Annotated in this window: 14 protein-coding genes; 5 read left to right on the top strand and 9 right to left on the bottom strand. The window is 45.0% G+C overall.

Annotation, left to right across the window (positions count from 1 at the left end; all coding sequences use genetic code 11):
* Positions 1–12: 12 nt before the first annotated feature.
* The 3 genes from DF182_RS23600 to DF182_RS23590 form a co-directional block, all read right to left on the bottom strand.
* Complete coding sequence (locus DF182_RS23600; protein WP_113618246.1) at positions 13–321, bottom strand: response regulator receiver protein; 309 nt, start codon at positions 319–321, stop codon at positions 13–15.
* 23 nt (positions 322–344) lie between these two features.
* On the bottom strand, positions 345–1064 hold the full coding sequence (locus DF182_RS23595; protein ID WP_113618245.1) for a pirin family protein: 720 nt from the start codon (positions 1062–1064) through the stop codon (positions 345–347).
* A gap of 145 nt (positions 1065–1209) precedes the next feature.
* Positions 1210–2214 carry an alpha/beta hydrolase gene (locus DF182_RS23590; RefSeq protein WP_113618244.1) on the bottom strand — a complete coding sequence of 335 codons (1005 nt, stop codon included), beginning with the start codon at positions 2212–2214 and terminating at the stop codon, positions 1210–1212.
* 183 nt (positions 2215–2397) lie between these two features.
* Here DF182_RS23590 and DF182_RS23585 point away from each other — a divergent pair, with 183 nt between their 5' ends.
* From DF182_RS23585 to gap, 5 genes are all read left to right on the top strand, one after another.
* Positions 2398–3156 (top strand): DUF2314 domain-containing protein, encoded by a 759-nt coding sequence (locus DF182_RS23585; RefSeq protein ID WP_113618243.1) that lies wholly within the window; start codon positions 2398–2400, stop codon positions 3154–3156.
* Positions 3157–3277: 121 nt separating this feature from the next.
* Positions 3278–3967, top strand: a complete 690-nt coding sequence (locus DF182_RS23580; RefSeq protein ID WP_113618242.1) for a response regulator transcription factor — start codon at positions 3278–3280, stop codon at positions 3965–3967.
* Entirely contained in the window at positions 3964–5217 is a 1254-nt protein-coding gene (locus tag DF182_RS23575; protein WP_113618241.1) for a sensor histidine kinase, read from the top strand. Before DF182_RS23580 ends, DF182_RS23575 begins: the two co-directional genes overlap by 4 nt.
* A 65-nt stretch (positions 5218–5282) precedes the next feature.
* Positions 5283–7751 carry an outer membrane beta-barrel protein gene (locus DF182_RS23570; RefSeq protein ID WP_161964232.1) on the top strand — a complete coding sequence of 823 codons (2469 nt, stop codon included), beginning with the start codon at positions 5283–5285 and terminating at the stop codon, positions 7749–7751.
* 86 nt (positions 7752–7837) lie between these two features.
* Positions 7838–8860, top strand: coding sequence for a type I glyceraldehyde-3-phosphate dehydrogenase (gene gap / locus DF182_RS23565; protein WP_113619702.1), 1023 nt, complete (start codon positions 7838–7840; stop codon positions 8858–8860).
* Between the two features lie 166 nt (positions 8861–9026).
* Here gap and gcvH read toward each other — a convergent pair whose 3' ends face one another.
* From gcvH to DF182_RS32170, 6 genes are all read right to left on the bottom strand, one after another.
* Complete coding sequence (gene gcvH, locus DF182_RS23560) at positions 9027–9410, bottom strand: glycine cleavage system protein GcvH (RefSeq protein ID WP_113618239.1); 384 nt, start codon at positions 9408–9410, stop codon at positions 9027–9029.
* A 165-nt stretch (positions 9411–9575) separates the two neighbouring features.
* On the bottom strand, positions 9576–11009 hold the full coding sequence (locus DF182_RS23555) for a metallophosphoesterase (protein WP_113618238.1): 1434 nt from the start codon (positions 11007–11009) through the stop codon (positions 9576–9578).
* An 18-nt stretch (positions 11010–11027) separates the two neighbouring features.
* The gene (locus tag DF182_RS23550; protein WP_147243527.1) at positions 11028–12440 is read right to left on the bottom strand and encodes a hypothetical protein; all 1413 of its coding nucleotides are present in this window, start codon (positions 12438–12440) and stop codon (positions 11028–11030) included.
* A gap of 10 nt (positions 12441–12450) precedes the next feature.
* Positions 12451–15249, bottom strand: coding sequence for a TonB-dependent receptor (locus tag DF182_RS23545; RefSeq protein WP_113618236.1), 2799 nt, complete (start codon positions 15247–15249; stop codon positions 12451–12453).
* A gap of 142 nt (positions 15250–15391) precedes the next feature.
* Positions 15392–15952, bottom strand: a complete 561-nt coding sequence (locus tag DF182_RS23540) for a hypothetical protein (protein ID WP_113618235.1) — start codon at positions 15950–15952, stop codon at positions 15392–15394.
* Positions 15953–16084: 132 nt separating this feature from the next.
* Positions 16085–16267, bottom strand: coding sequence for a class I lanthipeptide (locus DF182_RS32170; RefSeq protein WP_147243526.1), 183 nt, complete (start codon positions 16265–16267; stop codon positions 16085–16087).
* Between the last annotated feature and the right edge of the window lie 103 nt (positions 16268–16370).

Below are 16370 nucleotides of genomic sequence, written 5' to 3'. Positions count from 1 at the left end.
GTTTGTCTGTTTTTATTTTTTATCAAATACAGCGCGCAGTTCATTTTCAAGCAAACCGCTGCCGCCTCCGAAATGTCGTATTAGTTTTGCGTCCGGGTTGGAGATAGTCATTACCTGATTCAATGCAGCTTCATCATCTTCTGTAACACCTACACAAAGCAACACTGCATCATAAAAACCCGATTGTAGTTTTAACATGCCTTCTTCCCTGGACATAGCAACCGTTCCCTGCCAGTTGCCATGGCTGTCTATCAGCCGGCCTACCACTTTCATGATAGGTTCATCATAACCAATTGCCAGTATCCTGATTGTATTATCCATAACCAGATTAGTTTTTAAGATGATTAAAATTCCATGGGCACTTCCATGAGCAACAGTTCCGCTTTTTCTGACAGCGATTGAACAGTCATCTCTGTGGTATCCCAAATGCCCAGTCCATCACGCTCAGAGAGCTCTTTACCATCTACAAGGAAACTACCGGCTATCACAAACGCATACACGCCGTTACCATTTTTATGTGTCTGATAGGTGAGCTGCGTATTCTTATCAAAGGTTCCGATACTAAACCAGGTATCCTGGCGGATGGTGGCGGTATCTGTTTCCTGGCCTGGTTGTATAAATGCATACAGTTTGTTTTCCTGTGATGCCCCGGGCAAGGTGATCTGTGTATATTTTGGTGTAGTATTCAGTGTTTCCGGGTATACCCATATCTGTAAAAACTTAGCAGTCTCCGTATCACTATTGTTATATTCACTGTGAAACAGGCCGCTACCAGTGCTCATGACCTGTACCTGTCCGGCGGTGACCACTTTTTTATTACCAGCGGTATCTTCGTGCCGCAGGCCGCCTTCCAGCGGAATACTGATGATCTCCATATTATCATGTGGATGTGATCCAAATCCTTTCCCTCCTGCCAATGTATCATCATTCAATACCCTCAGGGCGCCAAAGTTCATTCGCTTGGGATTGTAATAGTCCGCGAAACTGAAGGTCTTTTTGCTATCAAGCCATTCAAGGTGATCATGACCGCGGCTTTCGTTCTTATGCAAAATATGCTGTGCCATAGGTAAACTGTTTATGCTACAAAGTTCAGTCATCCTTCGTTTCCGGCCGATGAACTATGTTAAGAAACAGACTTAACATAGATTAAGAAAATGGCGTCTGGTAAAACAAGACGGCCTGAAAACTTCAGGCCGTTCAATAAACCAATTATGCCAGTGCTTTCTTTAGCTCACTTCCCACCATTAACATTGCACTATGCGTGCCAGGTATGGCGGCCAGCGGATTAAGCAGTCCCCAGTCGTGGATCATGCCATTATATCTCATGGCAGTAACCGCTACGCCTGCCTCATCCATTTTGCGCGCATATGCCTCTCCTTCATCCCGTAGCACATCATTTTCGGCCGTCAGCACCACGGCAGGCGGCAGGCCTTTCAGCTGCTCATGGGTAGCCTGTAACGGTGACGCATATATTTGGCGGCGGTCTTTTTCATCTGGGGTATAGTTCTCCCAGAACCACTTCATCATGTTTTTAGTGAGGAATCTGCCGGTAGCGAACTCCTGGTAGGAACTGGTGTTAAAGTTGGCATCCGTTACCGGCCACATGAGTACCTGTAGTTTCATAGCGGGCCCTCTCATTTCCAGGGCCTTTAATGCGATGACGGCCGCCATATTACCGCCTACGCTGTTGCCCACTACTGCCAGCCTTTTGCTGTCCACGCCAATTTCATTGCCATGGGCGGCCACCCACTGCGTAGCGGCAAAAGCCTGGTTGATGGCCACCGGATAATGTGCCTCCGGAGACGGCGTGTAATCAACGAATACAGCGGCTGCTTCTGAAGCCACTACCAGGTCCCGCACCAGCCGCTGATGTGTCGGGAAATCACCCAGTACCCAGCCTCCGCCATGGAAGAACATAAACACCGGCAGTATCCCTGTTTTGCCTTGTGGCTTTACAATATGAAGCCGGACCTTTTGACCTTCATGGGTAATAGTTTTCTCAGCAACTTCGATACCTGAAAGATCGACCTGTACGGATGATTGTGCGCCTGTCAGAACAGCTCTGGCATCTACAGGAGATAGTTGTTCCATCGGCTTGCCATCACCGGCATTCAATGCATTCAGGAAGGTCCTGGTATTACTTTCTATCCGCGGATCAGTAGCCGGGTCCAGCGGAGTGGCCGGTGCAACGGGGATGGTGGTTTGGTTTTGCATGTCAGATTATTTTAGCTCGTTAGCAACCATGATAGATTTGATTGCTGCTGATATTCCTGATAAACGTAACTAGTTTGTTGTGCAACCTATCTGATAACGGTTTTAGAGATGATTCTGTTTATTAATTCAATGAGGCATGGCTTTTGCTGCAATGGCATCCAAAAAATCCAGATATATAGCGCTATGGAAGAAAAGCATATTTTTTATTCAGAAGGTGATGACCCTGCCATGCTCGGGGCCTTTAAAAAAGCTCAGGAAACCTTTAAATACTGCTGGCGGGAACTATCCTGGGAGTCCCGCAGGATCGTGCCTGCACTGGACTTCGCTTGCGTTAAAATAGCCTTTTCGGAAGAGACAGGCACTCCCGGCAAACCCATCGTTGAATATATGTGGGTAAACGAGATCAGTTTTGATGGAGAGACGGTCCGCGGTGTATTGATCAACGAACCTGACAGACTACAAAATGTGAAGAACGGTGATTATGTAGAAGCGCCCTTATCCCGCATCTGCGACTGGCTGCTGGCCACCGAAGGCAAGAGTTATGGAGGTTTTACCGTTCAACTGCTGCGTTCCGGCATGAGCCCTGAAGAACGGCAGCAACACGATGAAGCATGGGACCTCGATTTTGGCGATTATAACGATATACAGCTAGTACGCGGGCAAAAAGAACATCCTGGCAACCTGACAGAACATCCCATGAGCGTGAATATGAAAGACAGCTTCATCAGCTTTCTGCAGCAGCACCCCAGTGAGATCACCCAGCAGGATGATGCGGGATACACCCTCTTACATAAAGAGACCATCGCTGGCAACAAAACCATCGTAGAAGTACTGCTGGAAGCCGGCGCCGATAAAAATGCAAAGACCCTGGATGGGAAAACAGCCCTGGACTTTGCCCGGCAGCTGAACTGGGAACATATCATTCCATTACTCAGCCACTGATAAATTCATGCTTACCTGTCCGGTACCCGGACAGGTAAATTTCATATTAAATTAATACTTCAGTAATAATTAATTAACCACTTTTGCAAGGCGAGTACATTCCCTTTTAAGCCTGCAAACGATGAGATTACTAATTATTGAGGACGAAAAGCCACTTACAAAAAGCATCCATAGTTATCTGCTGCAAAGCAATTTTTTATGTGATGCTGCCTACAATTTTTTTGAAGGAAAAGATAAGCTGGACACCTGTTCCTATGACTGCATCGTTTTAGATATCTCCCTGCCGGGAGGCAGCGGCCTGGAGCTGCTGCAGCACATGAAGCGGCGCAAAGTCTCATCCGGCGTGATCATCATCTCTGCCAGAAATTCGCTGGATGATAAAATAACCGGCCTGGAAATGGGGGGAGATGATTATCTCACCAAACCCTTTCACCTCGCAGAGCTGACGGCCCGCATCAACTCCATCATCCGGAGGAAAAGTTTTGAAGGCAACAACATCATCTCCTTCGATAAACTAACTGTTAACATCCTCGACAAAACAGTAAAAATCGGTGCTGAAGAAATTCATCTCACCAAAAAAGAATACAAACTGCTGTTGTATTTTATCAGTAACAGAAATCGCGTAGTCACGAAAGAAGCTATTGCAGACCATCTGTGGGAAGATTATGCCACGCTGGGATACAGCTTCGACTTCATCTATTCCCATATCAAAAATCTCCGGAAAAAGCTCATGGACAAAGGCTGTCCCGATTATATCAAAGCACTCTATGGCATGGGATACAAGTTTGTGGAAGAAAATCTGACAGCATGAAGCTGATCGTACATTACAACCGTCATAATTTTTTTATCCTGACCTTACTGTTTGTCCTTTCAGGTATTGCCAGTTATGTTTTAACCAAAAACGTGCTGCTCAACGAACTGGATGAAAACCTGGAAGATACGATGGACAAGGTCAACAGCTATATACAAACGCACCATGCACTACCACTGGCTACCACGTATGACAATCTGCTGATTTCTACAGATACCGCCAGCAGCCCGGTGGACAAGCCTTACCTGATCAACGCCAGCGAACCTATCCGCGTGAAAGGCAAAAAACACATAGGCCGTACCCTCGTTTTTTTTGTCAGCCTCGATCATCAGCGTTACAGAATCATCATCAGCAGGCCGCTTGAAGGGATCAAACACATCACCAAAACCGTTGTATTGATCACCATGACCATGATCCTGTTACTCATAGTGATCCTGGCTGTTGTCAACCGTTATTTTGTTTCCAGGCTATGGCGGCCATTTTACAGCACCCTCAATAGTCTGAAAAATTTCAGATTGAACAACCATCAAGCTGTGGAGTTCAAAAAAAGTAATATTGATGAATTCAGTATTATGAATGAACATCTGCAATTGGTGACCAGTAATGCCAGTAAAGAATACCACTTACTAAAAGAATTCACGGAGAATGCGTCCCACGAATTTCAGACACCGCTGGCCATTATCCGCTCCAAACTCGATGTACTGATACAACAGGACAACTTCACAGAAACACAGATAGAACTGCTGGCAGAAGCCTACAGTGCCGTCACCAGGCTGTCCGGATTAAGTCAGTCGCTGTTGCTGCTGACTAAAATTGAGAACAACCAATTCAGCAATCAGCAGGACATTGCATTGCACGACAGCTTACAGCGGAAAGCCAGCCAGTTTGAAGAAATCTGGGAAGACAGTGAAATTTCGTATAGCCTTCAGGTATGTCATTCCTATATCAAAATGAATGCAGACCTGTTGGAAATACTGCTGAATAACCTTTTCAGCAATGCCACCCGGCATAATAAACCAGGCGGCAACATTGCCATCTCCCTGGACACAAAGTCTGTCAGCATCTCCAATACCGGAACAGATACCGCCCTCGACAGAGAAAAGGTTTTTTCCAGGTTTTATAAAAACACCGTTAACAACGAAAATAACGGACTTGGACTGTCTATTGTACGGCAGATATGTATCTCCTCCCAGATATCCCCTTCCTACGAATATAGAGACGGGATGCACCATTTTTCCTTTAACTGGTAAAACCCTGCTACAGAAAGCTTCCAGAATTGCCTGCTAATTTGCGACGCATAATCATGGTAATTTTTATGTCGTTCAGAAAAATAGTGCTGTCAGCAATACTGTTGCTTTTTATTCAATTCAGCTTTGCACAGGTTTCAACATCCTTGAAAGTGATGGTACGGGATGCCGTTGGGCATCAGCCACTGGACAGGGCTACTATCATACTGACAGTAGCGGGTACTCAAAAAAACTATGCCACCACTTTTACAGACAGTACCGGCATTGTAGTACTGGAGCGTGTTCCGGCGGCAACCTACCGCCTTATGGTAGGTTATGCCGGTTATGAGCCCTACCAGGAGTTAGTGACCATCCAGACCACCGATAAAGGCATTCTTGAAAAGACAATACTACTGCGGTCCGGCAGCAAAACCCTTAATGCTGTTGAGGTAACAGGCAAAAAACAATTAGTCGAAAACAAAATAGACCGTTTGGTTTATAATGTAGACCGCGATGTAACTTCGCAGGGAGGCATGGTAACAGACGTACTCAGGAAGATTCCTCAGGTAACGGTAGACGCCTCCGGCAACGTGGAACTGCTGGGCAACCCCAGCGTTCAGTTCCTGATTAACGGGAAGCCCTCTACGATTTTCGGGACGAGTATTGCAGACGCCCTGCAAACGATTCCGGCCTCGCAGATCCAGAGCATAGAAGTGATGTCGAGTCCCGGATCAAAGTATGATGCCAAAGGAACCGGTGGCATCATCAACATCATCCTCAAAAAAAATAAAACACAGGGCTTCGGCGGCAGCGTAAATGTTACCGCTGGCAGCAGGCTCGAAAACGGGTCAGTCAATCTTTATTATAAGGCCAATAACCTGTCTGTTTCCGGTTATTTCAACGGCAGCGCACAGTTAACGTCCCAAACCCGGACCACAACAGACCGTAATGCCACCGACTCCTTTTCCACCAACAAATACTACCTGCAACAAAATGGTGTAAATGATTTTCACCGCAACAGCTATCAGACCGGCCTGGGAGTAGAATGGGACGCCACCGCCAGAGACAATATTTCGTTCTCCCTTAGTTACAATCATTTTGGCAATAGTAACGATGGGATCATCCAACAATATGATAATACAAGGGATATTAACGGCCGGTTGCTGGAAGAAACATCCAGCATCAGAAACGCCCTCTCCCGCGTTAACAACGGATCACTGGACCTTTCCCTTGACTACCGGCATAAGTTCAAAAGGGATAAACAGCAGTTATCCATTATACTCTATAACAGCAATGGTAATAACCAGACATCGTATTCCCAGACCCAGCATGGTATCAATGATCAGAACATATTTTCCGGCGCGGGCAGTCATAATCCGGGTACCGACCGGCTATACAGCTGGGCCATTGACTATGCCCAACCCATTACCGCTAATTTCCTGCTGGAGGCCGGTTTGAAATCCGAGATAGAAACACTTTCCAGTAGTGCATCAGCCCTTTCCTATAATCCGGCTGATGGCGGATGGACGCCCGATGATAAACAGTCCTATAACTCCGTTTTTAAACGTCAGGTGTATGCGGGATATGTTTCCGGGAGTATGAACCTGTTTCACTATTTAAACGTGCTGGCAGGCTTCCGCTGGGAATACACCACCAACCACGCCACCTACGATAAGGCTGGCCAGACTGCTATCCCCGATTACAGCAATGCAGGCCCATCAATGACCATAGCACATACCTTTAAAAATCAGCAAACGCTCTCCCTTAGTTATGCCTATCGTCTGGAGCGCCCTGACTACCGCGACTTAAATCCGTTTGTCAATCTCGCTGATCCGCATAATATCACGATGGGTAACCCTCTCCTGAAACCAGAGATCGGGAATGATTTTAAACTCGCCTATAACCGGAATTTTAGTGGCGATAATAATCTGAACATCGTGTTGTTATACACGCATAACAGTCCGGATATTAAATCCTACACCACTTTTCATCCTGAATATACCATTGGCGATGCGATCTATAACAACGTGAACTTAACACAGAGAGACAATATCGCATCTGAAACGAGGATAGGCACTAATATCTCCGGCACTATAGTGCTAGGCCGTATTATCACGATCAGGCCTAATGTGCAGCTGTACAGGCGGGAAACCAATAATATCCATGCCAGTCCTGCTAATATGAGTGGTTTTGAGTACCGGATGAACCTGAACACCAGCTGGCAGATCACGAAAGACCTGATTGCAGAAGCTTTTGGCAATTATAAGTCAGGGATAAGATGGCAGGGCCGTCAGGCAGATTTTCTTTCCTATACGTTTGCGGTTAAAAAACAGCTGTTTAATAATAAGGGCAGTATCGGCTTTGTGGCCGTCAATCCCTTTGCAAGGTATCTGAAACAACGTACTATTCAGGAAACCGCCAATTTAAATGCTACCAACCTGCTCTATATCCCCTACCGGTCTTTTGGGGTCAGCTTCATGTATAAGTTTGGGAAGATAAAAGTGGTTAAATCAAAGGATGCAGAAAACTTTTTAACTAAACCACCGGTAGAGAACTAAGCGTTATGCATTAAAAAAAGACAACAAGTGTTCTTTTGGCTATTAGTACAATATCTGGTAATTTTACAGGCTACAAAGATATAAGCATGAGAATAGCTATCAATGGTTTTGGGCGTATCGGCAGGATGTCTTTACGTATGCTACTGCAGAAAACAGGAATTGAAGTAATCGCGATAAATGATCTGGCAGATATTCCGACACTGGCACATCTTTACATGTACGACTCTGTACATGGTCAGTATCAGGGAAGTGTAGAGGCCACAGCCGATTCTCTGGTTATTGACGGGAAACCGATCCGTATTTTATCAGAGCGTGATCCGCTGAATTTGCCATGGGCAGACATGGATATAGATCTGGTACTCGAAGCGACAGGTAAATTTACCAGCAGGAAAGCTGCAGAACTGCATCTGCAGGCAGGCGCAAGGCAGGTAATTGTGTCAGCGCCTTCATCAGACAAAGATATTCCTACTATTGTATTGGGCGTGAACGACCATTTAATAGATCTTACTGCTCCGATATTATCTAATGCATCCTGCACCACCAACAATGTGGCGCCTATGGTAAAAGTGTTAGATGACAACTGGGGTATCAAAGATGGTTATATTACCACCGTTCATTCCATGACAGGGGATCAGAACCTGCATGATGCGCCACATAGGGATCTCCGCAGAGCGCGGGCTGCATCAGCATCTATTATTCCTACCAGTACAGGCGCGGCAAAAGCCATCACCTCTATATTTCCACATCTGGAAGGTAAAATGGGCGGCGCAGGCATACGCGTACCCGTTTTAAATGGCTCGCTGACTGATTTCACCTGCACGCTGAAAAAACAACCCGGAAGCGTAGCCGAGATCAATGCCAAATTTAAGGAAGCTGCTGCCACTTCCATGAAAGGTGTACTGAAATATACAGAAGCACCCATCGTATCCATAGATGTCGTAGATAATCCTTATTCCTGTACCTTCGATGCTTTACTAACCTCCATCGTGGGAGACCTGGTGAAAGTGGTAGGCTGGTACGATAATGAATTCGGATATTCCAACCGCCTCGCGGATTTAGTGGGACGCATTGCTGAATTGAAACATCACGAAACAACAATAGATAAATAAATCACAATAAAAATGTCTAAAACGCAGCAGGAGTATTATTCTGCTGCGTTTTTTATGCTCTTCCCAAAATAGATTCAAATTTGTTAGTGGTAGCTTATATCAACAGCGACTTTGTTTGCCTATGTATCAGCTGTCCATAGGATTATAGAATAGTTTTTTTTATTTATTACGCTTCTCCTTCCTTGATATAGGCTTCGTATTGCTCTGCAGTCAGCAGGCTATCAGCCTCTTTAGGATTTGCCACTTTTATTTTTATTATCCAGCTCGCATGAGGGTCGGTATTTAGATCCTCTGGATCTTCGCTAAGGTCCTGGTTTATTTCAGTAACAGTACCGGAAATGGGGGAAAATACCTCCGTTACTGCCTTCACGGATTCCACTGTTCCAAATGCCTCCGCGGCATCGAATTTTTTGCCAACTTCCGGAAGTTCCACAAACACAATATCACCCAATTGTTTCGCAGCAAATTCTGTGATACCAATAAGGGCCGTGCCATCCTTCAACAACACCCATTCATGATCTCTGGTATAACGTAATTCTTTAGGGTACATAGCAATTATTTTTTTATTTTCTTTAATGTACGATAATTGATCAGATCAATTTGTTAATCAAAAAAAATTAAAATACACCTGCAGATACATCCGTTTGCGATAAAAAAGAAAGGTATCTCCCATGTTTGTAAAAACAAGGAGACACCCTCTTTTCTTAAGCTGTATTTATTTGGTGATGGTAAAATTATCTACTTCCTTTCCTTCTTCCGACATCTGCCTGAATATGATTTTATTTCCATCTACATCCGCTACAGTAAAGGAATGTGTGCTGGAGATAAATTTATAGGTAAACTTCTGCCAGGAATCGGTATCCTCCTGTTGATCTTCATTATACAGTTCCTGCCCACCTGCGCCGGTTACCAGATAGATGATGCCATTGGCTTTGGTTTGCGACTGGCCATCGAAGGTTTTGTCCAGCTGCCATTTTCCGGTCACAACGCGGCCGCGGATGGTTTTGTTGTCTTTGCCACCTACCAGTAAAGTACCTTTTTTATCCGGTCTGAAATGCATAGGGAAGCTGCGCTGGTAGTTATGTACGTGACCGTTCAATACCACATCCACATTACCCGCTTCCAGTACAGGCGACAACAAACGCATCTGTTGTTGTTCAAAATGGTCCCTGGAGGAGCTAAACCCGGGATGATGAAACACTACTATCTTCCAGGTGGCATCTGTAGCTGATTTCAGGTCATTAGCCACCCATTTCAACAATGTGCTGTCTGTCCAGTCAACATAGGTATCGGAATCAATGAAAGTCCAGTGCGTATTTCCGTAATTGAAAGAGAAGTTGCCCATTACAGGATACGCTTTGCCCGCGGCGGTTTCGAAGGCTTTTTTGTTTTCAGCGGTTGCTTTAATCAACGGTACCACCGGACCTCCTTCTGTTCCCTGCAGGCCATTCAGTGGCTGATCCCAGAAACTATAGTAGGCCAGCGCATCGGGGTAACTGTTTAGATCGCGGGTATCACCGTCATGGTTGCCCAAGGCCGCTACAAAGGGAATGGAACGCATCAGCGGAGCGCCTTCGCTGCTGATAGTATCTGCATTGTATACCGGCCAGAATTTGGTGCGATATTCAGATATCAATCCTCTTTCATATACAATATCTCCTGGTACTACTACCAGATCGGGATTCACGCCATATGCCTGCCTGGCCAGTGTTTTAGCACTGGATGTGCCGGCGCCAATATCACCGAAAGCTACAAAGCGGTAAGGCTGGCCTTTTCCCTTGGGTGCTTTGCCCTGAGCAGTGAATACTACTTTTTTATTTTTTAACACCCGATAATTAAAGCTGTTGCCAGCAGTGAGGCCGGTGAAAAGTGTTCTGTATACAAAATGTGTATTCACATTGGCCACGGCTACCCTGGTAGCTTCCGGTCTGGCTGTTTTCTGCCAGCTGCCTGCTGCAGCTGTTTTATACTCTACCTCCCAGTTAGCAATACTGTCGGCGCTATGCCACAACAGTTCCATGCTAGTGGCTGAAGGCTGGTAGCCTATCTGCAGGTAGGGCGGTGTAATAAAAGAATGATTTGTTTGTGCGTTGATTCCTTTAGTGAGAAGAAACAAGCCAAAAAATAAACAATACGTCCTCTTCAACATTATTATTCGCGGTTTAGATTAGTGTTTGTTGCCATAGCCGTTGAACTGATAACATCCGATATCTTTTCCCGGCGGGGTGATTTCGGTAGCGCCATAGATGGGATGTACCGGTACATCAGCTCTGGGCGAGAATGCGGTAAAACCTTTACCGATACAGGGTGAAGTGGGTTTCAGTCTGAAATCATATTTACCTACAAAAGAAATATCTCTCAGGTTAAGACCAGCAGGCAAAGGACAGGGCCCATTCACAAACTGCGGGTTATTAGCTCCCAGTATGGCTGGATTGGCTGCATAGGTAGCACCAGGTACCCAGTTGGCCGGCAGAAAAGAAGCCGGAGCCGGGAAGTCAGTAGCAGGTGCTTTACTGATACATACACTGATCGCCTGTGTAGGATAAATATTGTTGGCTACAGACATAGAATCCGTATACGTATAGTTGTAACCGTAGCTCAGATTAGCTGTATCGGCGATAGGATTTTGTACCACCCTCAGACCGAATTTACAGTTAATGATGAGGTTATTGTAAGCCATTCCGCCGGCACCTTCTTCAAAGTTGACAGAGCCGCCGCGTCCTGCTGATGATCTTCTGTATCCGCAGTTCACGATGGTGTTATTGTAGATTCGCATGTTACTGTTAGGCACGCCTGCAATGGCGCCGGCATTGGAAAGTTTGGGGCCGTTGGTAGCCATACCGATGCAGAGGTTATAGGCGAAGTCGCCTCTCAGGCCGGCTTTGCCGTTCATGGCCTCACCACCGGTGTATCCGCATTTTTCAAAGGTGTTACGCATGATAGACACTTTACCACCTAAAATTCTGAGCGGATCATCTACACTGCCGTATATCCAAGAGTCTTCCATTACAAATACGCCGTGAGGATTCTGGAAAAACAGCGGATAAGGGCTGGTATAAATCTGGCGGATGCCGCTGGCAGCCGGGATAGCGGCGCCACCAAATTCAATGCGGGTCCATTTGATCACCATCAGCGGACAGGTAGCGCCACCGATAATACCTACCCATTTACCACGAAGAGCCGGGTCCTGATTGGGGTCTGCGCCATAGGTATCTGTTTTGGTAATACCCGGATAAGTAATCAGATTGGGCTTTTCCTGGGTACCCAGTGAAATGAGTGTCCCTCTGACACCTAATCCATAATTTCCTGTAAACTTGATCGTTACTCCCTCCTGGATGATAAGGGTATCTTTTTCATTAATGAAGATATCGCCACACACGGTATAGGTCTTACCTGCCAGCATAGTCCCTTTTACTGCGTTGTTCAACGGATCAGACCCAAGGCATACCGCATCACTTACCGGGGAAGCTATCGCCTGTGGCGCTTTATACAGGTCTTTGGTATCTGCCACTTTATTGCATGCCGCAGTACACGCCAATAAGGTCAGAAGAGAAACGATACTGAATATATTATGCTTCATACTGCTTTTTTTAAAGTTTGTATCTGAAACCAAATAAGAAGGATGTTTTGTAATAGTCTTTCTGCACAACGATCTTATCATCAGGAGTTGACTGCTGGCTTAATGGCACACTGGTTTTCTGCAGATAGTTGTTGTAAGGGATGTGCATACTGGTAACGGTAGGCGTATTGGTCAGGTTATTGATCTTGCCGTAGAAAGTCAGTTTTTTATAGATTCTTTGTTCAAAGGAAAGGTCCAGCTGAGTGGTGGGTTGCAGCCAGTAATGCAGGCCTGCATAGGTATTCAGGATAGCCAGTCTTTCACCGGTATATACCACCGCCACCTGCAGGTCTGTTCCTGTTTTCGTGTTTTTATACAATACAGACAGGTTACCAATGTGATTGGCCTGTCCCTGCATGGGCCTTGTTTCTGATATGTATTTATCAGTGATACCTAACTGCGGATCTCTGTATTTGTACAGCATACTGTCGTTGGTAATGCTGGAGTGGGTATAGGTATAGTTGGCAGAGATACCGAAAGAGCCGATGTATTTGATGAATACCGCTTCAAATCCATAGTTGGTAGCCGCTGTTCCAATGTTGACAGGTTTAAACACCTGGGAATTGTAGCCAAACTTCCTTACAGAAAGTTCGATGGGGTCATCGATTTTTTTATAGAACACGCCCAGCAACAGCTGGTCTGCTTTACCGGGGAAGAGCTCATACCGGAAATCGAAGTTATGTGCAGTGGAATGCTGCAGTCCTTCAGGATTTCCTCTCTCCTTAAACAGTTCATAGTTATCGGGGCCATCTGGTATCAGTTCAGAAAACTGAGGTCTGGCGATGGCTTTGTAATAGGAAAGGCGCAGTGTCTGATTACGGAACAGCTGATATTTAAGTTGCAGACTTGGCAAGAGGTCGGTGTAGGAAATGGTACCGTCTTTATAATCTGCAGTGGCTGGCAGCTGTGTATTGTATTGTTGTTTGGTGTGTTCTAGCCTTACACCACCTAATGCTTCCAACTGATGTGTGAGCTGCCATTTACCCTGCAGATAAGCAGCAGAGACATCTTCGCTGAACGTGTAGTTGTTACCGTTCAGTTGCGCAGTGGCATTAGAGCCGATGAAGGTAAATTTCGCTGCATCAATAGTGGTGAACAGCTGGTTGTTCCCCGACATGCGCAATGGATTCAGCGTATAGTAGTTGTAGAAATTATCACGGTGTTTATTCCGGTACAAAGCACCTGCTTTCAGTTCAAAAGACCGGTTCAGTAATTTTGTTGCTTTGGTATAGTTGGCATAAAAGGAAAGGTCCTTATCGCTGTTCTTCATCCAGTTGCGGTCCATGGAGTTTAAGATGTCGTCGCCGGTCAGTTGTACTTTGCTGCCGGTTCTATCAACGCTTAATCCGCCATGAGAAAAGGAGGTTTGATCCGGGATGCTGTTTTTGGCGATGGAATATGCTGCGGACCAGTCTATTTTGCTGCTGCCGGTTATCTGATGTTCACCTTGTAAAGTGGCGTTGTAAATAGACTGATACTGCCAGGTAGTCCTGTAGGAGTATGAGAGGGTTTGGTTAATGGCATTCGTAGTATCATACGATTCCCTCACCTGTTTATCATCCAGGTTAACATAAGTAGAGAAAAGAGAAATTTTGTTTCTCTGGTTGAAGCGATAGTCTACCTTACCGCTAACGCCTATACGTTGTGTATGGGTAGAATATTTCCGTTCGCGCAGAAATTCAAAGGAAGGGATATTGTCTACGTTGGGTGTGGTAGCGGTGGTAAATACGGAAGTAGCGGTACCTCTGTACTGATTCTGATAACTACCGGATAAAATAACGCCCAGCTCTTTATTTTTGCCAAAGCGGTTACCGATGGTAAGACCAGCTGTGGTATTGATAGGTGTTGATTTAGGAGTATAGTTCAGGTGTCCCAGCGGGAACTCGGATTCACTGGCAGCATAAGCGGGGCCGTTGATCTGGTTGGGCGACCGTTTGTTCATGGTGCTGCTGGAGAAGGATTGAAAAGGCTGGTCTGCAAAGATGTTGTTATAACCGCCTGAAAAATTTACCTGCAGCAGTTTAGTCGCTGGAGCATCTTTCATAACCAGGTTGATGGTACCTCCGATGGCATCACCTTCCATAGAGGGTGTCAGGCTTTTGCTGACTTCCAGCCGCTCCAGCAGTTCGGAAGGAAAAAGGTCCAGCGGGATGAAGCGGCTTTTATTATCAGGGCTGGGGATTTTAATATTGTTGACGAGGGTATTGATATAACGTTTATCCATCCCGCGTATGATAGGATAACGTCCTTCTCCGGAGCTTCCTTTTTCGATGGTCACACCACTGACCCTTTGCAGCGCATTGGCGACGGTGATATCAGGCAGCAGTTGCAGTGTTTTGGAGGACAGGATATTGACTACCTGATTAGCATTTTGTTCCAGGTGCCGTGCTCCTGACTCATCATTCCGGGAGCTGCCCACTACGGTGATTCCTGAAAGCTCGCTATGCAATGGTTTGGCGAGGATATCCACCACCTCTATATCATTATCTGATTTGATATGCACAGGGCCAGCCTTCGCCACTGAATAACCGATATAGGTAGCCATCAGTTCATAGGCGCCTGGTTTCAGGTTTTTAAAATGAAAGGAGCCATCCAGCTTCACGATGGCCTTGCCGGAAAGACCTTTTAAAACGACGGTGGCACCTACTAAGGGTTCACCGGTTACCGCATCTGTGACCCGACCTTTAATCACTTGTGAATAAGCCTGAAGGGTGAAAGATGCAAGAAATGCTGAAAAAATTAGTTTTGTAAATTTTTTTGCAGTGGCCATATGTTTATTTTAACACTGCAAATGTGTATAGTTATTACCTCAGAACATAGTAGGGACGATGGATTTCACGTAAACATAATTAATTCATCATGCTTCGTTAACAATTTCTCCAGAATGTTTCCAGAATTACATACGAAGAGGCTCACACTTCCTGATAAGGCCGTTTCTCCCAATGTTTATACATGTATACAAAACATTTTTTAAGATCTTCAATACCTATCTTATCAGCATACTTACTTTCTGAAAAATCGATCATTACGTCAACCATCACATAATAATCATTGTGATAAGATTTTTCAAACATCCTGTCAATATTAAGAAAATATTGTTCAGCCAGAAACATAGCATGCAACCTGAACAACAATTTTCGCTCCGTAGTATCTGACTCTTCTTTTAAAAGCTGATCCAGCATATTGATTGCCATAGCCAATCTTTCATCCCACATACAAAACAATTCGTCATATTTGAATCCCTCTAAAGACATTCCTTCCTTCTTTGCCATATTCTTTGCCGCATTCAGCATGTTCACCCGCCATTCTCTCCTTTGATCATAATTGAGCTGATTCCATTCCATCATTTTTACAACCTTGTCAACAACTGACATTTCTCTACGAATTGGCTCATGAAAAACATCTGCCTGGCGTATTTTATCGTTATAGCATACAGCAATAGAAGCAAACTCGTTGTATTGTTCTTTCATCATTCAATATTCCTCTGTAAGTTTTTTGCAGACAAAAATATATAAAATGATAATATTTAAAAACATAAAACAGAATATAAACGAAGAAGCCGTCTCAAAAATGAGACGGCTTCTTCGTACAGGAAAAATGTTTAATTAGATACAAAGGATCTGTGGGGTAGTCTCTGTTAAACAACCCGCATTAGGTAACCAGGTAGGGCAGCCATAGGTAGTACGTGCTCCACCTATTACTCCATGTTGTTGTTCCTGGGACAGCAGGCTAATAGTTTCTTTCTGAACGAACAATTTTTTGGACAAGGACAGTTTTTTCTTTTTCATGTTTGTGGATTTGTGGGTTTGATGATTATTGATGGTAATAATAAATATCAGGAGGGTTTGGCATGACAGAGATTTCTTACAGGATGCTGAAGATAGGAACATC

Source organism: Chitinophaga flava (genome assembly GCF_003308995.1).
In the GTDB taxonomy this organism is placed as follows: Bacteria; Bacteroidota; Bacteroidia; order Chitinophagales; family Chitinophagaceae; genus Chitinophaga; species Chitinophaga flava.
Note: the sequence above shows the minus strand (reverse complement) of the source record. Positions and strands in the feature narration are given on the sequence as shown.